Source organism: Pedococcus sp. P5_B7, assembly GCF_054049895.1.
The window spans coordinates 186,252-206,266 of record NZ_JBFULM010000001.1 but is presented as its reverse complement, the minus strand read 5'-3'; the positions used below and the strand labels follow the sequence as shown (position 1 = coordinate 206,266).

The window sequence follows — 20,015 nt, the reverse complement described above, 5'->3', positions numbered from 1 at the left end:
GGACCTCGCCATGACTGACCTCGCTGTGCCTAAGGCGGTTCGGCTCCAGCGACCGCGGTGGCGCGACGCGCGCCTTCTGGTGGGGGTGTTGTTGGTGCTGTCCTCGGTCGCCCTCGGCGCGTTCGTCGTGGCCCAGGTCGACGACCGGACCGCCGTGTATGCCGCCCGCGGACCGTTGGTGCCCGGCCAGCGGCTCACCGACGACGACCTCAGCCGGGTCGACGTCCAGCTCGGGGCGGAGCTGCCCGCCTACCTCTCGGCCACCGGTGGCCTGGCGCCCGACCGCTTCGTCCTGCGGCCGGTGCCGTCCGGCGAGCTCGTCCCCGCCGCCGCGGTGGGCGGTCGGAGCGAGGTCGGGGTGCAGCCCCTGGTCCTCACCGTCGATGCGGGGTCCGCGGCGGCCCTCCAGGTGGGGTCCATCGTTGACGTCTACGTCAACCGGGTCGACCCGGCGGGGGGCACCGGTTCGGCGGGCGGCTTCGTCGGCCCGGAGCTCGCCCTGGCGGCCGTCTCCGTGTCGAGCCTGCCCCGCGGCACGGGCGGGCTGGGAGGGGGCTCGGCGGGCGACCGCGCGGTGCAGGTGATGGCCCCGACTCCGCGCATCAAGGAGATCATCGCCTCGGTCGACCTCGGGGCGCGCGTGACGCTGGTGCCGGTAGCCGGCTCGGCCCTGCGGGTGGAGCAGTGACCCGTCGGGTCCTCGCTGCGCTCGACGCGGCCTGGGAGGCGGAGCTGGTCGCGGCCGTCGAGGCCACCGTCGGCTACACCGTCGCGCGGCGGTGCGCCGACCTGGCCGACCTGCTGGCTGCCGCCGCAGCGGGCCACGGCGAGATGGCCCTGGTCTCGGCCGACCTGCGCGCGCTCGACCGGCCGGCCCTGCACGAGCTGGCCAACCACGGGGTGGAGGTGGCCGGGGTCGTGGGGCCCGGTGACGAGCCGGGCGAGCGCCGGCTGCGCCAGCTCGGCGTGGACGTCGTCCTGCGCGCCGACCTGGCCAGTCACGAGATCGACGACGCCCTCGACGCGCTCGAGGCGGTCCGCGACGGCCAGCTCGGGCGCGGCCTCGGTCCGGTGGACGCTCATGACCTCGACGAGGGCCCGGCAGCGCCGACTCCAGCGACCGTCATCGCGGTCTGGGGGCCGACCGGAGCACCGGGTCGCACGACCGTCGCGGTCAACCTGGCCGCAGAGCTCGCCCTCCGCGAGTCGACCCTCCTGGTCGACCTCGACACCTACGGCTCGTCCATCGCCCAGGCGCTCGGACTCCTCGACGAGGCCCCGGGAATCGCGGCGGCGGCCCGTGCCGCAGACCAGGGCGGGCTCGACCTTGCCGGCCTGGCGCGAGTGGCTCCTGAGGTGAGCCCCGGGCTGCGGGTGCTGACCGGCATACCGCGGGCCGGGCGGTGGACCGAGCTCCGGGCGCCGTCGGTGGCCCACGTCCTGGCCACCGGGCGGGGACTGGCCCGCTTCGTCGTCGTGGACTGCGGCTTTGCCATCGAGGACGACGAGGAGCTGTCCTACGACACGCTGGCGCCCCGGCGCAACGCCGCCACCCTCACCGCGCTCGAGGAGGCGGACGAGCTCATCGTGGTGGGCACGGCTGACCCCATCGGGCTGCAGCGGCTGGTCCGGGCGGTCCAGGACCTCGCCGCGGTGCCGTCGCCCACGGCGCGGGTGGTGGTCAACCGCGTCCGGGCCACCTCGGTGGGGGCGCGACCCGAGCAGCGGATCGCCGAGGCGCTGGCCCGCTTCGCCGGGATGGACGACCTCGCCTTCCTGCCGCTCGACCAGCCGACCCTCGATGCGGCGCTGTTCGCGGGGACGACGCTGGCCGAGTCCGCGCCCCAGTCCGAGCTGCGCAGCGCGGTCGCCTCGCTCGCCGACGTGTATGCCGCCCCGACGCGCGTCCGTCGTCGTCGCGTCAGGAGCTGAACAGCAGGGTGAGTCCGCCCACGGTGTAGCCGACCATGAGCACGAGCAGCGGCACCTGGCCGAGCACCGCGGCTCGACGCGGGAACAGCGTGATCGCGCGTTCATGGGCGGCGACCACGCCGAGGACGTGACCGGTGATGATGGCCACGACCTGGATGCCGGCCACGAGGCCGGGGGCGATCAGCGCCGCCGAGGGCGACACGCCCGCGGTGCCGAGCCAGTTGGCCCCGGTCCCCAAGGGGTCGCTCATCTTGGCGAGGCCGTTCGTGCCCTCCCAGACCCACAGCGACCAGTAGTGCGCGACGAGGTAGCCCGCGGCGATCGGGATGAGCGACGGCGCGAAGGCGGTGGCGATGCCTCGCACGCTGACGCCGGCGAGCCGCGCTGACAGCACGGCCGCGGCATACAGGGAGGCGGCGACCACGAGGCTGAACGTGACCAGGGCCCCGGTCTCCCACAGGCGGGCGGGGAGGCTGGACGACTGGACGAAGGTGTACCAACGGGTCTCGCCGGAGAAGCCGTCGTAGGCCGTGGTGCCCAGCATCACGGACGTGACGGCGAGCAGCCCCGGTGCCGCATCGAGCTGGAGTGGTCCGTGCAGGGGGGTCCGCAGCACCCACCGACCGTCGGCCCGCCGGCCGAGCGGGCTGAGCGTGCCATAGAGCGACGACCAGGAGGTGAAGGGATCGCCCCGGCGCAGGTAGGGGATCCCGAAGGTCAGGGCCAGGACGATGCTCACGATGAGGTAGCCGAGCACCGCGATGCGCAGCACCGGCTGGTCGGCATTGTCGGGGGCGATCAGCTCGAGCCACGCGAAGGCGAGCAGGCCCGTCGCGGCCGGCCAGTGGCCGAGGCGGTAGTCCAGGAGCGCGAAGTCGTCCTCGATGCGAGCCGCCCGCAGGATGCCGGCGCGGATCCAGCGCACCGGGTTGAGCAGCCTCCAGATGCCGCCGAAGACCATGGACAGGAAGGCGAGGCCGACCCACAGCCACACGTAGACGACGGAGGGCACCGGGTTGTTGGCGTTGTCCTGGCCGAACACCAGGGCCAGCAGGGTCCAGGCCGTGACGGCGAGCGACACGATGACGAAGAGTCCCCGGACGGCAGCGCTGTCGAGGGCGAGGGCGACGGGCATCGGCAGCAGGCGCCCGTCGCGCGGGTCGAGGCGCGGCTGCCTCCAGAGCAGCCCCAGCGCCACGAACGACACCACGAGGGCCAGCCCCGCGCCGACGAGCAGGAGCGTGAAGGGGAGCGGGAGGTCCTCGCGCGACCCCACGCCGTGGGCGGGCACGAGACCCGGCGCGAGACCCGGCACGAGACCCGGCGCGAGACCCGGCACGAGACCCGGCGCGAGACCCGGCATGAGGTCCGGCCGGGCCGTGGCTGCGGGAAGGGCGGCGAAGGCGCCGGGCGTCACCGGACCGCGATCTTCATCAGCCGCAGCTCCGGGTGGTGGGTCTCCACCTCGTAGACGCCGGGCTGGGCGCCCGTGACGGTGACGCTCAGCGGTGTGCCCGCGACCAGGTCCTGCTCGATCTCGAACCCGTGGATGTGGAGCTGGTCGGCGTGGTCGCTGGTCACGGTGAGGGTCAGCTTCTCGCCGACCGCGAGGTCGACCGTGGCCGGGGCCGGGGTCACCGTCGAACCCGTCACGGTGATCTCGATGGTGCGGCCAGCCGCGCTCGAGCTGCTGGACGAGCTGGAGCTGCTCGAAGAGCTCGAGGAGCTCGTCGAGGAGGTGGTGGAGCCGTCGGTCCCGGGGTCGTCGCCGGAGCTCCCACACGCGCCGAGGCCAAGGGTGAGGGGGACGGCCAGAGCCAGCCCGGCGGCATACCTCGTCGGCGCTCGCAGCGTCATCTTCGTCACGAACCCGAGTCTAAACAGCGCTTTCTGACACGATGAGCGGGTGCCTGACCGCCTGAGCTCCCTCGACGCGTCGTTCCTCTACCTCGAAGAGGCGACGACGCCGATGCACGTCGGTTCGGTCATGGTCTTCGACCCTCCGAGCGACGGGTTCGACTACGACCGGCTCGTCCAGCTCATCTCCACCCGCATCGCCTTCGTGCCCCGCTACCGCCAGCGGATCCGGCAGATCCCCGGCCGGCTGGCGAACCCGGTCTGGGTCGACGACGAGAACTTCGACGTGACCTACCACGTCCGCCGCTCCGCCCTCCCGCGCCCGGGCAGCGACGAGCAGCTGCAGGAGTTCGTCGCCCGGATCCAGCCGCGCGCCCTCGACCGCCACCGCCCCCTGTGGGAGGTGTACCTCGTCGAAGGGCTGGACGAGGGCCGCTTCGCGATCGTGACGAAGTCCCACCAGGCGCTGGTCGACGGCATCAACGCCGTCGACATCGCCCATGTGATCGTCGACGGCGACCCTGCGGCCGAGGGGCTGGTCACCGACACTTGGCGGCCCTCCCGCGAGCCGAGCGACATCGAGCTGCTCACCGGCGCGCTCGTCGACGCGGTCCGGCGGCCCAGCGAGGTGGTCGAGAACATCCGCGGCGGCATGGTCGACGTGAAGGCCGTCGGCACGCGCGCCCTGACGGCCGCCGGCGATGTGGTGTCGACGCTGGCCCGCACGGCGGCGCGCCCCGCTCCGCACTCGCCGCTCAACGCCCCGGTGGGGGAGGCCCGCCGCTACGTCATGATCGGCACCGACCTCGAGGACTACCGCAAGGTCCGCAGCAGGCTCGCCCGGGGCAACTACGCCGACGACGTGTCGATCAACGACGTCGTGCTCGCGACCATCTCGGGCGCCTTCCGCACCTGGCTGCTGACCCGCGGTGAGTCCGTCCACTCCGGAACGACCGTGCGCGCGATGGTGCCGGTGAGCGTCTACGACGAGGACGCGCGACACGTCGGCAGCCGGCTCACCGCCTGCTTCGTGGACCTGCCCGTCGGCGAGCCCGGCCCGTCGATGCGCCTGCACCAGATCGCCTTCGCCATGCGCCAGCAGATGGAGGGCGGCCAAGCCGTCGGCGCGGAATCCCTTGCAGGACTGGCCGGATTCGCGCCCCCGACCCTCCACTCCCTCGGCGCCCGCCTCGGGAGTGCGGTGTCACGGCGACTGTTCAACGTGGTCATCACCAACGTGCCCGGCCCCCAGCACACCCTGTATGCCGGTGACGCGCGGATGCTGTCCACCTACCCAGTGATGCCGCTCGCCAAGGGGCAGGCCCTGTCGATCGGGCTGACGTCCTACGACGGCGGTGTCTACTATGGCCTCAACGCCGACCGCGACTCGATGCCCGACATCGACGTCCTCGGCCAGAGCATCGTCGACTCCCTCGGTGAGCTGCTCGACAGCCACCGGTCCAAGGCGCGATGACCCCGGCTCCAGCGCCCGGCGCGGCGCGCCGTGGTGGTGGCCCGCGGCGTGGCCTCGTACTCGGTGGCGGCGGGGTGCTGGGCGCTGCGTGGATGGTCGGTGCGCTCACGGCCCTCGAGGCCGAGCTCGGGGTGGATCTGCGCGAGTTCGACGAGTTCGTCGGCACCTCGGCCGGATCCGTCCTCGCCGGGCTGCTCGGGGCCGGTGTCCCGGTCGCCGACCTCCTCATCCACCAGCTGGACGGCGCGATCGATGTCGGGCCGCTGGCCGGCTACGCCTGGGACTACGAGAAGGACACCGGTGGCGACCGGCCGGGACTCCCCAAGGTCGGGTTCGGGTCGCGAGAGCTGTTGCGGCGCAACGCACTCCACCTCCGCCACCTCCCGCCGACGGCCGTGTTGTCAGCGATCCTGCCGGAGGGGCGCGGAAGCATCGAGGCCGTCGGCGCCATGGTCGGCCACGTCGTCCCGGAGGGTTGGCCGCCCCGAAGTGGCATCACCGTCGTGGCCCTCGACTACGACACCGGTGAGCGGGTGGCATTCGGTCGCGGGGGTGCCCCGGTCGTCGACCTTCCAGCAGCGGTGATGGCCTCCTGCGCGATCCCCGGCTGGTACCAACCGGTGCGCATCGGTGCGCACCGCTACATCGACGGCGGCGCCTGGTCGTCCACCAACCTCGACCTGATGGCCGGCCTCGGACTCGACGAGGTCTACGTGCTCGCTCCGCAGGTGAGCTTCGTCCGGGACGCACCCACGCACTGGCGCACCCGGGTGGAGCGCCAGTGGCGCAACCGCGTGACCCTCCGGGTGCTGCGGGAGCTGGGCAAGGTGCACGACGACGGCGCCGAGGTGACGGTGCTCGGCCCCGGGGAGGAGGACCTCGAGGCGTTCGGCGCCAACCTCATGGACGTCAGCCGGCGACCCGCGGTCATCGCCACCTCCCTGCGCACCTCCGCGATCGCCCTGCACGACCCCGCACCGCTGCCCGACCGGTCGGCCTTCCAGGACGTGGGAATCAGTGAGGATGTGGGATGACCCGATGACCCAGACGAGGATCTACGTTCCCCTGCTGCCCGAGGCCGTGCGCCGGCTGGCCGCGGACCGCGAGATCGGGCCGGCACCGGTGGCCGCCTTCGGCGTCACCGAACGCATCGAGCGCGCCGACCCGACCGGCCTCGAGGAGGAGTGGGAGTATGCCGCGCTGACCGAGGCCGCGGACGCCGCAGCGCTGCTCCAGGGCACCACGGTGGCCAAGCGGGTCGTCGCCGCTGCGGACGTCGACCCCGGCACGGTGTCATCGGACGGCACCCGGGAGTCGCTCGCCGCGGTGACGGTCTCGAGTCCCATCCCCCTCCGACAGGTGGTGTCCTTCCACGTCGACGAGGAGGCCGGTGACCAGGGCGTGGAGGACCTGCTCTGGTACGACGCGACCGAGCTCGACGAGCTCCTCCGACTGCTCTGACCAGGCGGCCGGCTGCCCCGCTGCTCCTACGGAAAACGCTGGTTCCGCGCCCGACTGCCCGCCCTGATGCTCGGGAGCGCAGGAGTCGGGAGGCGGTGTGGTCGGCGACTCGGAACGGCAGGCCGGGCTGGCGGACGCCGTGCGCGCCAACGGTGCGGGGTCGACGACGCCGCACGTCGTGGTGGTGCTCCCGGCCTTCAGCCTCGCCGACAGCCTGCTGGCGCACTATGCGACGCGGCTCGGCGCCTACGAGCACCGCTACCTGCTCAGCGCCCTCATGCTCCCGCGGATCCCGGGGTGCCAGCTGGTCTTCGTCACCTGCCAGACGCCTGAGCCCGAGGTGCTCGACTACTACGACCGGCTGGCGTCGCCCGGCCGCCGCGGTGGCCTGCTCGACCGGTTGCACGTCGTCACCGTGGACGACGCGTCACCTCGGTCGGTGTCGGCCAAGCTGCTCGACCGGCCCGACCTCGTGGCGCGGCTGCGGAGCCTGACCGAGGGACGGCTCACGCTCATCGAGCCGTGGAACGTCACGGCCACCGAGGTCGAGGTGGCGCGGGCACTCGGGGCTCCGCTCAACGGCACGGACCCCGCGCTGTGGCCGCTGGGCTTCAAGAGCGCGGGTCGACGGCTGTTCCGCGAGGTCGGCGTCCCGACTCCCGTCGGCATCGAGGACGTCCGCGACGTCTCGGGTGTCGGTGAGGCGGTGGCCCGCATCCGTCGCACCCGACCGCGACTCGCGGGAGTGGTGGTCAAGCACGACAACAGCGGCGCCGGCGACGGCAACGTCGTGGTCGTCGTGCGGGACCCGGACGGCCGCCGGATCCGGCAGGCGGACCTCGTGGCGAACCTGCAGGGTTCGTTGCCGCCCTGGTACGTCACCGACCTCGGGGCAGGTGCTGTGGTGGAGGAGCTGATGGCGGGCCGTGACGTGCGCAGCCCCAGCGCCCAGGTGGACATCCTCCCCGACGGCTCGGTCCGCGTGCTGTCGACCCACGAGCAGATCCTCGGGGGCGACAACGGGCAGGTGTACTCGGGCTGCCGCTTCCCCGCCGACCCTGCGTATGCCGGGCGGCTGGGTGAGCATGCCGCTGCTGTTGGTCGGTGGCTGGCCGACCGTGGCGCCCGCGGGCGCCTCGGCGTCGACTTCCTCGCGCTGCGGCGGCGGGGGGAGTGGGACGTGCGTGCGCTCGAGGTGAACCTGCGCAAGGGCGGCACGACGCATCCGTTCTCCGCCCTGCGCCACCTGGCGCCGGGGAGCTACCACGTCGCCACCGGCCGCTACGACCTCGACGACCGGAGCGGCAGCCGGTGCTACCGGTCCTCGGACGGGCTGATGGACCCGTCGTGGAAGTCCCTCGCACCCCAGCGGGTCATCGACGCGGTCGCTGAGGCTGGGCTGGAGTTCGATCCCGGCCGCAGGACGGGGGTGGTGCTCCACATGCTCAGCTGCCTGCGGGTCGATGGAAGGCTCGGGGTGACGGCGATCGGACGCGACCACGACGAGGTGGAGCGGCTCTACGCCGGCGCCGAGCGCGTCGTGGCGACGCTGGTGTCGTAGGGGTCAGGCGTGCTCGGCCAGCCACGGGTCGACGAGGGCATGGAACGCCTCCGTGCGGTCCCGCCGCACACAGTGCCCCGCCCCCTCGACCACCCTGATGTCGACGCGCGGGTTGGCGATCTCCGCGGCGCGGGCGCGGACGGGCGGGGTCACCGGGCCGCCCCGCTCGGCGAGCAGCACCAGCGCCGGAGTGGCGATGGCGGTGACGATGTCGTCCCACGGCTCGAGCAGGTTGGCGATGCCGAGGTCGAGGAAGTCGAGGTCGACCTGGGCCTTGGACTCCGCCCACGGCGCGAGCTCGACCTCGGGCCAGGTCGGGTTGTCGGCCCGCCCCTTCTCGAGCTGCCCGCCGGGGTCTTCGGCGAACGCCCGGCACTCCGCGACCCGTTCCCGGACGATTCCGCGAGGCTGCACCCGCTCGGCGGGATCCCGCCAGGCGGGGTCCTCGAGCACGACGGCCGAGACGAGGTCGGGCCGCCGCGCAGCCAGCGCCCCCGCGATGCCGCCACCCATCGAGTGGCCCACGACGAGGACCGGCCCGCCGTGCGCGGCGGCGACGCGCGAGACGGTGGCCTCGGCCGCGGCATACATCGCCTCCATGGGGTCGGGGGAGGCCAGTTGGTCCGTCGTGAAGCGGGGGGAGCGACCGTGGCCGAGCAGGTCGACGCCGATCACGCGGTAGTCCGTCGACCAACGGCGCACCGCGTCCGGCCAGCAGTCCCCGGAGTCGCCCAGCCCGTGCAGCAGCACGACGGTGGGGGAGCCCGGGTCGGCCGGGCCGGACCAGCGGTAGGCGAGCTCGGGGGCGTCGAGGGCAGGCGGCATACGTGACACCATAGGTGCGCGCTGCGCTGCCCCAGAGCTGTGGGGCAGCCGCGCCCGAGCCACCGAAGCGACCCCGAGGAGCCAGCCCACATGGATGCCGTCACCCAGGTGCCCGTCCCCGTCAACGAGACCGTCCTGGACTACGCGCCGGGCAGCCCCGAACGCGCCTCCCTCGAGGTGGCGCTCGCCGAGCTGGGCAGCGCGAGCATCGACCTACCCCACACCATCGCGGGCAAGCGGGTGATGGGCACGGGCAAGAAGATCGAGGTCCGGCAGCCGCACGCCCGCCGCAAGGTGCTGGGCACGATGCGCAACGCGACCCTCGGCGACGCCCAGGCGGCGGTCGACGCGGCCAAGGCGGCGGCGCCCCAGTGGCGCGAGACGTCGTTCGACGACCGCGCTGCGATCCTGCTCAAGGCCGCCGAGCTGCTCTCCGGTCCCTGGCGCGCCCACCTGAACGCGGCCACCATGCTCGGCCAGTCGAAGACGGCCTACCAGGCCGAGATCGACGCCGCCTGCGAGCTCATCGACTTCTGGCGGATCAACGTCCACTTCGCGCGCCAGATCCTCGCCGAGCAGCCGCCGCTCAACGCCAAGGGCATCTGGAACCGCACCGACCACCGCCCGCTCGAGGGCTTCGTCTACGCGATCACCCCGTTCAACTTCACCGCGATCGCCGGCAACCTGCCGACCGCCCCGGCGCTGATGGGCAACACCGTGGTGTGGAAGCCCAGCCCGACCCAGCAGTTCGCGGCGCAGCTGACCATGTCGCTGCTCGAGGAGGCCGGCCTGCCGCCCGGCGTCATCAACCTGGTGACCGGCGACGGCCTCAACGTCTCGAAGGTCGCCCTCGCCGACCCCGACCTCGCCGGCATCCACTTCACCGGCTCGACGCCGACCTTCCAGCACCTGTGGCAGGAGGTGGGTGCGAACCTGCCGAGCTACCGCACCTACCCGCGCCTGGTCGGCGAGACCGGCGGCAAGGACTTCATCCTCGCCCACCCCTCCGCAGACCCGGATGTGTTGCGCACAGCCATGATTCGAGGTGCCTTCGAGTTCCAGGGACAGAAGTGCTCGGCCGCCTCCCGCGCCTACGTGCCGCGCTCGCTGTGGAAGAAGATCAAGGCCGACCTGGTCTCGATCACCAACGGCCTCAGCCAGGGCGACGTCACCGACCTGTCCAACTTCATGGGTGCCGTCATCGACGAGCGGGCCTACGCCAAGCACACGGCCGCCATCGACCGCGCCCATGCCACGCCGGGTGTCGACGTCGTGGCCGGCGGCACCTATGACGACAGCGAGGGCTGGTTCATCCGCCCGACCGTCCTCGAGATCGACGACCCGACCGACGAGTCCTTCCGCACCGAGTACTTCGGCCCGATCCTCTCGGTGCACGTCTACCCGGACCGCCAGTACGACAAGGTGCTCGACCAGATGGAGTCGTTCGCGCCCTTCGGCCTGACGGGCTCGATCATCGCCCAGGACCGCTACGTCATCGCCGACGCGACGTCGCGGCTGCGGTTCGCGGCCGGCAACTTCTACATCAACGACAAGCCGACCGGCGCGGTCGTGGGCCAGCAGCCGTTCGGTGGTGGCCGGGCCTCAGGCACCAACGACAAGGCCGGTGCCGCCCAGAACCTCCTGCGCTGGACCAGCGCCCGCTCCATCAAGGAGACCTTCGACCCGCCGAAGGCGCACGCCTACCCGCACATGGGCTGACGGTGGCGTGGTGAGGCGAGGTGGCGCGCGCCGCCTCACCTCGCCACGTCTCAGGTCAGCGCCTGAGCCACTTCGCGGCGGTCTCGGCCTCGATGTCGATGGCCTCCTCGATCGGCGGCGCGGCAGCCTTCTCGATCTTGCCGCCGATGAGCGGCACCTTGGCCTTGAGCTCGGCGTCCAGCGTCTCGACGGTCCCGCCTGCACCGGGCGCGAGCATCAGGGTGCCCTTGAGCACGATGGGTGCGCCGGCGACCGCCATCTCGACCGTGCCACGCCGGCCGCCACCTCCGGAGGCCGGGCCCCAGTCCTGGGTCTCGGTCACCTTGAGGGTGTCGCCGACCATCGACTTGGCGAAGTCGGGCAGCCCGTCGCTGGGCAGGATGCGCTCGGTGGTGATGACGGTGTGGTCGCCGACGGTCGTGACGTCCGCCGAGTGCTTGATGGCCGCGGTGGCCGCGCACTTCGCCTCCTGGAACTTTACGTCCGACAGGACGGCGAAGACCTCCTCGGGGGTGGCGGCGTACTCGATCGACTTGGCGATCTTCATGCGTCTTCTCCTGTCACCGGGATGCTGCCCACCAGCTGGTGGCGGACGTCGGCTCAGCTGTGGCGGACGTCGCCTCGCCAGCGTAGCCATCGGGGCTCAGCGCCGCGACGAGGCAGTCCGGAACCGCACCGCTTGGCCCGGCACCAGCTGGGCGGCGAGGTCGGCGGAGCGCTCGGTGAGTACCGCGACGACGGGGTAGCCGCCGGTGACCGGGTGGTCGGCGAGGAACACCACGGGACACCCGTCGGCAGGGACCTGCACGGCGCCCCTGACCACGCCCTCGCTGGGGAGCTCGCGGTCCTCGAACTGCGGCGACCTCGTCAGGGCGGCACCGTCGAGGCGCAGCCCGACGCGGTCACTGGCCGGGTCGACGGACCACGGCGACGAGGTCAGCTCCGAGACGTCGGCCAGCCAGTCGCGGCGGGGGCCGGGCAGCAGCTCGAGCGTCACGGTGCCGGTCGAAGGAGTCGGCACGGGGGCGACGTCGACCGTGGGCTGGCCCGCCGCGATGCCGATCGGCAGCAGGTCGCCCCGACGCAGCGGCGCAGGACCGATTGCGGAAAGTGTGTCGTACGAACGCGATCCGAGCACGAGGCCGACCTCGATGCCGCCGCGGACGCTGACATAGGTGCGCAGGCCGCTCGTGGGGCGGCCCAGGTCGAGGACCGCGCCGTCGCCCACGGTGAACGGAGCGGCATGGCCGACCCTCCTGCCGTCGACGGTCGCGGTCGTGGGTGCACCGGTGAGCACCACCGTGACGGCGCCGTGGGCGCGCAGGGCCAGGCCGCCGTGGTGGACCTCGATGGCGGCGCGGTCGGTGTCCTGCCCGAGGAGCCGGGCACCGAGCGCGTGGGCCCCACGGTCCGCGGCCCCCGACGGGCCGACGCCCAGCTCCGAGAGGCCGGGGCGCCCGCGGTCCTGGACGAGGGCCAGCGGCCCGGTCTCGAGCACCTCCAGCCGTGGGTATGCCGCGGGGCCGGCCTTCGTGGCTCGCTCGCCAGTCATGGGGTGCCGTCCGCGTCGACACCGTCCGCATCCACAAACTGCACCCACAGCCCCGGCCGGAGCAGGGCAGGTGGCTCGCGGTCGAGGTCCCAGAGGACCTGCTCCGTGCGGCCGATCAGCTGCCAGCCGCCGGGGGAGGAGCGCGGGTAGATGCCGCTGAACTCCCCGGCCAGCCCGACCGACCCTGCAGGCACGCGGGTCCGGGGTGTGGAGCGTCGCGGGACGTCGAGACGAGGGTCCCCGCCCACGAGGTAGGCGAAGCCCGGGGCGAAGCCGCTGAAGCCCACGCGCCACACCCGGCCGGTGTGCGCCGCGACGACCTCCTCCGGCGACAGGCCGGTCAGCTCCGCGACGCCGGCCAGGTCCGGGCCGTCGTAGTGGACGGTGATCTCGACGTCGGTGGCGTCTGCCCGCTCCGGCGCCCGGGCCGGGGCGCCAGCCGAGCCCGACAGCTCGCGGAGCGCCGTCTCGGCCGCCGACCGGACCGGGCCCAGGGCGGCGGCCGAGCCGACGACCAGCAGGAGCGTGCGGGCACCGGTCACGGCGTCGAGCAGGCCCGGCGCGCGGTCGTCGACCCACAGGCGCCGATGCAGCTCGAGCACCTCCTCGAGGGTGTCGGCCTCGACGAGGACGGCCCGCTCGCCGCTGGGCAACAGCCGACCGGTCACGACGGCCTAGGCGTCGGCCGCGACGAACGGCCGGATGGTGACCCCGGCCGCCTCGAGGCCGGCGCGTACGGCGGTGGCCATCGACACCGCGCCCGGGCTGTCGCCGTGGACGCACAGGGACCGCGCGCCGACCGTGATCGCCGATCCGTCGGACGCCTCGACCTGGCCGGTGACCACCAGGCGCACGGCCCGGGCGGCCACGGAGGTGGGGTCGTGCAGCACGGCGCCTTCCTCGCTGCGGGGGACCAGCCCGCCCTGAGGCGTGTAGGCGCGGTCGGCGAAGGCCTCGGTGACGGTCGGCAGCCCTGCGGCCTGCGCGACGGCCAGCACCACCGAGCCGGGGAGGCCGAGCACGGCCAAGGTCGGGTCGACCCGGCGCACCGCCTCGACCACCGCGGCTGCCTGGGCTTCGTGGTGGACGACCGCGTTGTAGAGCGCGCCGTGCGGCTTCACGTACCGGACCTTCGCGCCGACGGCCGCGCAGATGCCCTGGAGGGCGCCGAGCTGGTAGACCACGTCGGCCAGCAGGTCAGCCGGGTCGAGGTCGATGAACCGGCGGCCGAAACCTGCGAGGTCGCGGTAGCCGACCTGCGCGCCGATGACGACACCGCGCTCGGCGGCCTGCCCGCACACCCGCAACAGGCCTCGGGGGTCGCCGGCGTGGAAGCCACAGGCGACGTTGGCGCTCGTGACGACGTCGAGCATCGCCTCGTCGTCGCCCAGGGTCCACCGCCCGAACGACTCGCCCAGGTCGGCGTTGAGGTCGACGGACGTCACCGCCGCAGCGCTTCCGCGTGCGTGGCCAGCACCTGCTGCGACTCGCGCAGCGTCACGGCCAAGCGGTGCCGGCGCTGGGCCACGAGGGCGCTGACGGCGTCGAGCTCGGCCTGGATGCGGGCGGCGGCCGCGAGCTGGTGGGCACTGGCCTCGCCGTCGGCGACCCCGGTGACACCCCAGGCCGTGGCGACCTCGCCGCCGGCACCCACGCGGAGCCCCGCCTGGGTGGCGCGGGCGGCGATCCGACGGCTGTCGGCGACCGCCTCGGACAGGTCGGCGGAGTGGGCTTGCAGAGCCGAGCCGACCCGGTCGACCTCGCGAGCAGCGGCAGTCGTTGCGGCGTCGAGCGCGTCGACGCGCCGGCGGGCCTGCAGGAGCACCGGGCCGGGTCGAGCGAGGTCACCGTCGTCGAAGGCGTCGCGGGCTGCTCGGCCGGTGGTGCGCAGTCGGGTGGCCAGGTGGCGCAGGGTGCCCCCCAGGCGCGAGCAGGAGGCCGGGTCGCCGGCGACGACGGTCACGACCGCACTCGCTCGGCGCGTCCCGCAGGGTCAGCGAGTCCGGCAGGCTCGGCGAGCGAGGCGACGTGCAGCCGACCGGCGAGGTCGGTGGTGGTCGCGTCGATCTCGCGCAGGAGGTCGGCCACCTGGTCGACCCACCCGTCGAGGACGGTCTGGGTCTCCCGGTCACCCACCTCGGGGAACTGCTCGAGGACCTCCGCGGCGCCGTCCCGCGCGCACTCGCGCAGCGGCCCGAGAGCCGCAGCGAGCAAGCGGAGACGGTCGGGGTCGACCCGGGCGGGCGGCATACCTCTCACTGTAGTGAGGTCATGGCAACGGCCCCCGGAGATACCCACATGGGGCACTCCGAGGGCCGTTCGTCACGAACCAGGCCCGATCAGTACCAGTGCTTCCTGCCACCGATGGCGCGACCGGTGCCACCCAGGATGGCCAGGACGAGCCCGACCACGATGAGGATGGCGCCGATGGTCACCAGGATCTTGAGGCTGCTCACGAGCAGGCCGAGAATCAGCAAGATGATGCCGAGGACGATCACGTGGAACTCCTTTTGCTTCGGGGGGTGCAAACACTCCACCTCACCACACATTGCGCAAAAACACACGTTGACCTGCGTAAACGTTCCGCCAATGTGACCTGAGGGGCGGGGTGTGCCGCCTGCGACTCGTGAGCGATAGTCTCGGCTGGGTCGCACAGCGTGGTGCGGCGGCCGTGCACGACCCGCACAGCCCGAAGACCGAGTGAGGATGAAGTCGACAGCCATGTCTGCGTCGCTGGAGCAGTCCCGTCAGCAACTCCTGCACACCGCCGCCGAGCGCGCGGACCACGCCGGTGGTGAGGCGGTCGAAGAGTTCCTGCGCACCTACTACCGCCACGTGGCCACCGAGGATCTCCTGGCCCGAGCGCCCGAGGACCTGCTCGGCGCGGCCATGGCCCAGCGCGACCTCGCCAAGGACCGTCCCGTCGGCACCGCGAAGGTCGAGGTCTTCAACCCCGAGATCGAGGAGCAGGGCTGGGCCAGCGGGCACACCGTCGTCCAGATCGTCACCGACGACATGCCCTTCCTCGTCGACTCGGTGAGTGCCGAGCTCCAGCGCATGGAGCGTGCGGTCTACCTCGTCGTGCACCCGACGATGCGGGTCCGACGCAACGCCGCGGGACAGCTGGAGGAGGTGGTCCTCGACGCCGGCGCCACCACGGGGCAGTCCGCGTCCGACGACGGGTTCGGCCTCGTGCGCGAGTCCTGGATGCACCTGGAGATCGACCGCGACAGCAGCGCCTCCGAGCGCGCCAGCATCGCCGAGGGGCTGCGCGGCATCCTCGGCAACGTGCGTGAGGCCGTCGAGGACTGGCCCAAGATGAAGGCCACCTGCTCGCAGCTGGCGCGCGACCTCGTCGACGCGCCACCGACCGGACTTCCGGAGGAGGAGGTGGAGCAGGCGCGCGGTCTCCTGGAGTGGCTGGCGGACAACCACTTCACGTTCCTCGGCTACCGCGAGTACGCGCTCCACCGCGGGCCGGACGCCGACATGCTCGAAGCCGTCCAGGGCACGGGGCTCGGGCTCCTGCGCTACGACCGCACGGGTGACGGTGTGCTGCTGAGCGAGCAGGCCAAGGCCGTGGCGCGGGCCCGCGAGCTGCTCATCATCACCAAGGCCAACTCGCGGGCGACGGTGCACCGCAACACCTACCTCGACTACGTCAGCGTCAAGCAGTTCGACGACGCGGGCGAGGTGACGGGGGAGAAGCGCTTCCTCGGGCTGTTCACCTCCAGCGCCTACACCGAGTCCGTGACCCGGGTGCCGGTGCTGCGTGACAAGGTCGCCGCGATCTTCCAGCGCACCGGTTTCCTGCCCGACTCGCACTCGGGCAAGGACCTGCTCGAGGTGCTCGAGAACTACCCGCGTGACGAGCTCTTCCAGGCCGAGGAGGAGTCGCTCTACGACAACGCGACGGCGGTGCTCCACCTGCAGGAGCGGCGCAAGACCAAGCTGTTCCTTCGGCGCGACCGGTTCGGCCGGTTCGTGTCGTGCCTCGTCTACATCCCCCGCGACCGCTACAACACGGGCGTCCGGCTCAAGATGGAATCCATTCTCCGGCAAGCTTTTCCGGGTGCCACGGTCGACTTCACGACTCGAGTCTCGGAGTCCGTGCTGGCCCGCCTGCACTTCGTCGTCCGCGTCCCGGCGGGTGAGTCGATCCCCTCGATCGACGAGGCCGTGCTCGAGCGCCAGCTCGTCGACGCGACGCGCACCTGGGACGAGGACCTCGGCGAGGCGGCCCGGGCGGAGCACGGTGAGGAGGCTGCCGCGCGGCTGGTCGGCCTCTACGGACGGGCCTTCCCCGAGGCCTACAAGGAGGACTTCACCTCGCGCATCGGCGTCGCCGACATCCGTCACATGGACGCGCTGGAGAGCGATGACGCCACCGGCCTGAACATGTACCAGGAGCCCGGCGCCCCCGCGAACGAGCGTCGCTTCAAGCTCTACCGCCGCAGCCCGCTGTCCCTGACGCAGGTGCTGCCGATGTTCACCCACATGGGCGTCGAGGTCGTCGACGAGCGGCCCTACGAGATCTCGCGGGGCGACGGCGTCGGCCTCTGGGTCTACGACTTCGGCCTGCGGGTGCGCGACGACAAGGTGTGGACCGGCGACGGCGGCCGGGACCGGCTCCGTGAGTTGTTCCAGGACGCGGTCGGGGCGGTGTGGCGTGGTGAGGCCGAGTCCGACGGGTTCAACGCTCTCGTCCTCGGTGCCGGGCTGACCTGGCGACAGGTCGTCATCCTGCGCACCGTCGCGAAGTACCTGCGCCAGACCGGGTCCACGTTCTCCCAGGACTACGTCGAGTCGGCGCTGGTCTCCAACCTGCGGCTCGCCGCCAAGCTGGTGGCCCTCTTCGAGGCCCGGTTCGACCCGAGTCGGTATGCCGGTGCGGCCGGCCCCGAGCGCGAGGCGGCGCAGGGCGCGTTGTGCGACCAGATCACCAAGGACCTCGACGAGGTCAAGAGCCTCGACCACGACCGGATCATCCGGGCGTTCCTCGGGGTCATCACGGCGACGCTGCGGACGAACTTCTACCAGGCCGACTCCGCGGGAGCCGCCAAGACCTACGTCTCGATCAAGCTCAACCCGAAGAAGGTGCCCGACCTGCCGGCCCCGCGGCCGCAGTTCGAGATCTTCGTCTACTCGCCGCGCGTCGAGGGCGTGCACCTGCGCTTCGGGCCGGTGGCCCGTGGCGGGCTGCGGTGGTCCGACCGGCGGGAGGACTTCCGCACCGAGGTGCTCGGCCTGGTCAAGGCCCAGATGGTCAAGAACGCCGTCATCGTGCCGACCGGCTCCAAGGGTGGGTTCTACGCCAAGCAGCTGCCCGACCCGACGGTCGACCGTGACGCCTGGCTCGCCGAGGGCATCGGCTCCTACAAGGTCTTCATCTCCGGGCTGCTCGACCTCACCGACAACCGCGACGGGTCGCAGATCGTGCCCCCCGCCTCGGTGGTGCGCCACGACCCCGACGACTCCTACCTCGTCGTGGCGGCCGACAAGGGCACGGCGACCTTCTCCGACATCGCCAACGGGGTCGCCCAGTCCTACGGCTTCTGGCTCGACGACGGGTTCGCCTCGGGTGGCTCGGCCGGCTACGACCACAAGGCCATGGGCATCACCGCCCGTGGCGCGTGGGAGTCGGTCAAGCGGCACTTCCGCGAGATGGGTCACGACACCCAGACCCAGGACTTCACGGCGGTCGGCATCGGCGACATGTCCGGCGACGTCTTCGGCAACGGCATGCTGCTGTCCGAGCACATCCGGCTGGTGGCGGCGTTCGACCACCGCCACATCTTCCTCGACCCGAATCCCGTTGCGGCGACGAGCTTCCCTGAGCGCCAGCGGTTGTTCGACCTGCCGCGCTCCTCGTGGGCCGACTACGACACCTCGCTCATCTCGAGCGGCGGTGGAATCTTCGACCGCTCGCTGAAGTCAATCGCCATCACCCCTGAGATGACCGCGGCGCTCGGCTTGCCCAAGAACGCCACGTCGATGACCCCGGCCGAGCTGATGAAGGCGATCCTGCAGGCGCCGGTCGACCTGCTCTGGAACGGTGGCATCGGCACCTACGTGAAGTCGGCCGGCGAGAGCAGCACCGACATCGGCGACCGCGCCAACGACGCGATCCGCGTCGACGGGGGACAGCTGCGCTGCAAGGTGGTCGGAGAGGGTGGCAACCTCGGCCTCAGCCAGCTCGGCCGCATCGAGGCGGCGCTGCACGGCGTGCGGGTCAACACCGACGCCATCGACAACTCCGCGGGCGTCGACACGTCCGACCACGAGGTCAACATCAAGATCCTGCTCACCTCCCTGGTCAAGGCCGGTGACATGACGCTCAAGCAGCGCAACACGCTGCTGGCGTCGATGACCGACGACGTCGCCGCCCAGGTGCTGCGCGACAACTACGAGCAGAACGTCCTGCTGGGCAACGCCCGCGCCCAGGAGCACCCGATGCTCCCCGTCCACCAGCGGCTGATCCACTGGCTGGAGGAGCGCGGCGACCTCGACCGGGCGCTGGAGTTCCTGCCGACCGACACCGAGATCGACCGGCGCTTCGCCGACGGCCTCGGCCTGAAGTCACCGGAGTTCTCGGTGCTGGTGGCTTACGCCAAGCTCGCCCTCAAGGAGGACCTGCTGCCGTCGGAGCTGCCCGACGACCCGTGGTTCCAGGCGACCCTGACCGACTACTTCCCGGCGGCGCTGCGCGAGCAGTTCGCCGGCGAGCTGGCCGAGCACCCGCTGCGTCGCGAGATCATCACCAACTCGGTGGTCAACTCGATGGTCAACCGGGGCGGCATCACGTTCGCCTTCCGCGCGATGGAGGAGACCGGCGCGACCCCGGAGCAGATCGCCCGTGCCTTCGTGGTCTGCCGCGAGATCTTCGACCTGCCGAGCTTCGTCCACGAGGTCGAGGCGCTCGACAACGTCGTGTCCACCGACGTGCAGAGCCAGCTCTACCTCGAGTTCCGGCGGCTGATCGACCGCTCGATGCGCTGGTTCCTCACCTCGCGCCCGTCGCGACTCGACGTCGCCAACGAGGTGAAGCGGTTCGAAGCGGTGGTCCGCGAGTTCGCTCCCCAGATCACCGAACTGCTCAAGGGTGCGGAGCTGAAGCGCCTGCAGCACAACGCCGCCGGACTGGAGAAGCTCGGTGTGCCCGACGACCTCGCGCTGCGCTCCGCGAGCCTGCTCGACCAGTTCTCACTGCTCGACATCGTCGACATCGCCACCGACACGGGGGAGTCGCCCACCGACGTGGCGCCCCTCTACTTCGTGCTCTCCGAGCGGTTCGGGATCGACGCCATGCTCACGCGGGTCACCAACCTGCCGCGTGACGACCGGTGGGACGCGCTGGCTCGTGGTGCCCTCCGCGATGACCTGTATGCCGTGCTGGAGAGCCTCGTGCGCTCCGTCATCGACGCGTCCACCTCGGGTGCTGCGCCGCTGGCGCGCTACGACGAGTGGGCCAAGGCGAACGCCGAGAGCCTGGCCCGGGCCAAGACGGCGCTCAGCGGGATCGAGCGCCTCGACAAGCCGAACATCGCGGCCCTGTCGGTCGCCCTGCGCACGCTGCGCTCGGTGATCCGCTCGGGCGCCGCGACGTCGTAGCGCGCCCGGCGGCCCGCGCTCAC

Annotated in this window: 18 protein-coding genes; 8 read left to right on the top strand and 10 right to left on the bottom strand. The window is 72.2% G+C overall.

What is annotated here, in order from left to right; all coding sequences use genetic code 11:
- Nucleotides 1-10: 10 nt before the first annotated feature.
- Both ACXJKD_RS00945 and ACXJKD_RS00940 read left to right on the top strand, forming a co-directional pair.
- The gene (locus ACXJKD_RS00945) at nucleotides 11-688 is read left to right on the top strand and encodes a hypothetical protein (protein WP_457252451.1); all 678 of its coding nucleotides are present in this window, start codon (nucleotides 11-13) and stop codon (nucleotides 686-688) included.
- Entirely contained in the window at nucleotides 685-1,932 is a 1,248-nt protein-coding gene (locus tag ACXJKD_RS00940; RefSeq protein ID WP_457252450.1) for an AAA family ATPase, read from the top strand. The genes ACXJKD_RS00945 and ACXJKD_RS00940 overlap by 4 nt, the downstream gene beginning before the upstream one ends.
- Here ACXJKD_RS00940 and ACXJKD_RS00935 read toward each other — a convergent pair.
- Together ACXJKD_RS00935 and ACXJKD_RS00930 are read right to left on the bottom strand one after the other, a co-directional pair.
- Entirely contained in the window at nucleotides 1,922-3,349 is a 1,428-nt protein-coding gene (locus ACXJKD_RS00935; RefSeq protein ID WP_457252449.1) for a hypothetical protein, read from the bottom strand. The genes ACXJKD_RS00940 and ACXJKD_RS00935 overlap by 11 nt on opposite strands.
- Nucleotides 3,346-3,789 carry a cupredoxin domain-containing protein gene (locus ACXJKD_RS00930; protein WP_457252820.1) on the bottom strand — a complete coding sequence of 148 codons (444 nt, stop codon included), beginning with the start codon at nucleotides 3,787-3,789 and terminating at the stop codon, nucleotides 3,346-3,348. Before ACXJKD_RS00930 ends, ACXJKD_RS00935 begins: the two co-directional genes overlap by 4 nt.
- Before the next feature lie 49 nt (nucleotides 3,790-3,838).
- On the opposite strand from ACXJKD_RS00930, the gene ACXJKD_RS00925 reads away from it, so the two are divergent.
- From ACXJKD_RS00925 to ACXJKD_RS00910, 4 genes are all read left to right on the top strand, one after another.
- On the top strand, nucleotides 3,839-5,263 hold the full coding sequence (locus tag ACXJKD_RS00925; RefSeq protein ID WP_457252448.1) for a WS/DGAT/MGAT family O-acyltransferase: 1,425 nt from the start codon (nucleotides 3,839-3,841) through the stop codon (nucleotides 5,261-5,263).
- The gene (locus ACXJKD_RS00920; RefSeq protein ID WP_457252447.1) at nucleotides 5,260-6,297 is read left to right on the top strand and encodes a patatin-like phospholipase family protein; all 1,038 of its coding nucleotides are present in this window, start codon (nucleotides 5,260-5,262) and stop codon (nucleotides 6,295-6,297) included. The genes ACXJKD_RS00925 and ACXJKD_RS00920 overlap by 4 nt, the downstream gene beginning before the upstream one ends.
- A 4-nt stretch (nucleotides 6,298-6,301) precedes the next feature.
- Nucleotides 6,302-6,724, top strand: a complete 423-nt coding sequence (locus ACXJKD_RS00915; RefSeq protein WP_457252446.1) for a DUF6912 family protein — start codon at nucleotides 6,302-6,304, stop codon at nucleotides 6,722-6,724.
- A gap of 97 nt (nucleotides 6,725-6,821) precedes the next feature.
- Entirely contained in the window at nucleotides 6,822-8,285 is a 1,464-nt protein-coding gene (locus ACXJKD_RS00910; RefSeq protein ID WP_457252445.1) for a peptide ligase PGM1-related protein, read from the top strand.
- Nucleotides 8,286-8,288: 3 nt separating this feature from the next.
- On the opposite strand, the gene ACXJKD_RS00905 is transcribed toward ACXJKD_RS00910, so the two are convergent.
- Nucleotides 8,289-9,110 (bottom strand): alpha/beta fold hydrolase, encoded by an 822-nt coding sequence (locus tag ACXJKD_RS00905; RefSeq protein ID WP_457252444.1) that lies wholly within the window; start codon nucleotides 9,108-9,110, stop codon nucleotides 8,289-8,291.
- Between the two features lie 90 nt (nucleotides 9,111-9,200).
- Here ACXJKD_RS00905 and pruA point away from each other — a divergent pair, with 90 nt between their 5' ends.
- Entirely contained in the window at nucleotides 9,201-10,829 is a 1,629-nt protein-coding gene (pruA, locus tag ACXJKD_RS00900) for an L-glutamate gamma-semialdehyde dehydrogenase (protein WP_457252443.1), read from the top strand.
- Between the two features lie 55 nt (nucleotides 10,830-10,884).
- Here the strand turns inward: pruA and ACXJKD_RS00895 are convergent, their stop codons facing one another.
- The 7 genes from ACXJKD_RS00895 to ACXJKD_RS00865 form a co-directional block, all read right to left on the bottom strand.
- On the bottom strand, nucleotides 10,885-11,376 hold the full coding sequence (locus ACXJKD_RS00895) for a DUF2505 domain-containing protein (protein ID WP_457252442.1): 492 nt from the start codon (nucleotides 11,374-11,376) through the stop codon (nucleotides 10,885-10,887).
- 96 nt (nucleotides 11,377-11,472) lie between these two features.
- Nucleotides 11,473-12,381: a 5-oxoprolinase subunit C family protein gene (locus tag ACXJKD_RS00890; RefSeq protein ID WP_457252441.1), complete on the bottom strand. Its 909-nt coding sequence runs from the start codon at nucleotides 12,379-12,381 to the stop codon at nucleotides 11,473-11,475.
- Nucleotides 12,378-13,049, bottom strand: coding sequence for a 5-oxoprolinase subunit B family protein (locus ACXJKD_RS00885; protein ID WP_457252440.1), 672 nt, complete (start codon nucleotides 13,047-13,049; stop codon nucleotides 12,378-12,380). The genes ACXJKD_RS00890 and ACXJKD_RS00885 overlap by 4 nt, the downstream gene beginning before the upstream one ends.
- Nucleotides 13,050-13,055: 6 nt before the next feature.
- Nucleotides 13,056-13,826, bottom strand: a complete 771-nt coding sequence (locus ACXJKD_RS00880; protein ID WP_457252439.1) for a LamB/YcsF family protein — start codon at nucleotides 13,824-13,826, stop codon at nucleotides 13,056-13,058.
- Nucleotides 13,823-14,344 carry a hypothetical protein gene (locus ACXJKD_RS00875; RefSeq protein ID WP_457252438.1) on the bottom strand — a complete coding sequence of 174 codons (522 nt, stop codon included), beginning with the start codon at nucleotides 14,342-14,344 and terminating at the stop codon, nucleotides 13,823-13,825. The genes ACXJKD_RS00880 and ACXJKD_RS00875 overlap by 4 nt, the downstream gene beginning before the upstream one ends.
- Complete coding sequence (locus ACXJKD_RS00870; protein ID WP_457252437.1) at nucleotides 14,341-14,631, bottom strand: hypothetical protein; 291 nt, start codon at nucleotides 14,629-14,631, stop codon at nucleotides 14,341-14,343. The genes ACXJKD_RS00875 and ACXJKD_RS00870 overlap by 4 nt, the downstream gene beginning before the upstream one ends.
- A gap of 89 nt (nucleotides 14,632-14,720) precedes the next feature.
- Entirely contained in the window at nucleotides 14,721-14,879 is a 159-nt protein-coding gene (locus tag ACXJKD_RS00865; protein WP_091784347.1) for a DUF6131 family protein, read from the bottom strand.
- Between the two features lie 223 nt (nucleotides 14,880-15,102).
- Here ACXJKD_RS00865 and ACXJKD_RS00860 point away from each other — a divergent pair, with 223 nt between their 5' ends.
- The gene (locus ACXJKD_RS00860; protein ID WP_457252436.1) at nucleotides 15,103-19,992 is read left to right on the top strand and encodes an NAD-glutamate dehydrogenase; all 4,890 of its coding nucleotides are present in this window, start codon (nucleotides 15,103-15,105) and stop codon (nucleotides 19,990-19,992) included.
- Nucleotides 19,993-20,015 lie beyond the last annotated feature (23 nt).

Coding starts and splice junctions, on each gene's coding strand:
- ACXJKD_RS00895 (WP_457252442.1), bottom strand. CDS start 11,376: ATGAAGATCGCCAAGTCGATCGAGTACGCCGCCACCCCCGAGGAGGTC.
- ACXJKD_RS00920 (WP_457252447.1), top strand. CDS start 5,260: ATGACCCCGGCTCCAGCGCCCGGCGCGGCGCGCCGTGGTGGTGGCCCG.
- pruA (WP_457252443.1), top strand. CDS start 9,201: ATGGATGCCGTCACCCAGGTGCCCGTCCCCGTCAACGAGACCGTCCTG.
- ACXJKD_RS00915 (WP_457252446.1), top strand. CDS start 6,302: ATGACCCAGACGAGGATCTACGTTCCCCTGCTGCCCGAGGCCGTGCGC.
- ACXJKD_RS00870 (WP_457252437.1), bottom strand. CDS start 14,631: ATGCCGCCCGCCCGGGTCGACCCCGACCGTCTCCGCTTGCTCGCTGCG.
- ACXJKD_RS00905 (WP_457252444.1), bottom strand. CDS start 9,110: ATGCCGCCTGCCCTCGACGCCCCCGAGCTCGCCTACCGCTGGTCCGGC.
- ACXJKD_RS00890 (WP_457252441.1), bottom strand. CDS start 12,381: ATGACTGGCGAGCGAGCCACGAAGGCCGGCCCCGCGGCATACCCACGG.
- ACXJKD_RS00860 (WP_457252436.1), top strand. CDS start 15,103: ATGTCTGCGTCGCTGGAGCAGTCCCGTCAGCAACTCCTGCACACCGCC.
- ACXJKD_RS00945 (WP_457252451.1), top strand. CDS start 11: ATGACTGACCTCGCTGTGCCTAAGGCGGTTCGGCTCCAGCGACCGCGG.
- ACXJKD_RS00930 (WP_457252820.1), bottom strand. CDS start 3,789: ATGACGCTGCGAGCGCCGACGAGGTATGCCGCCGGGCTGGCTCTGGCC.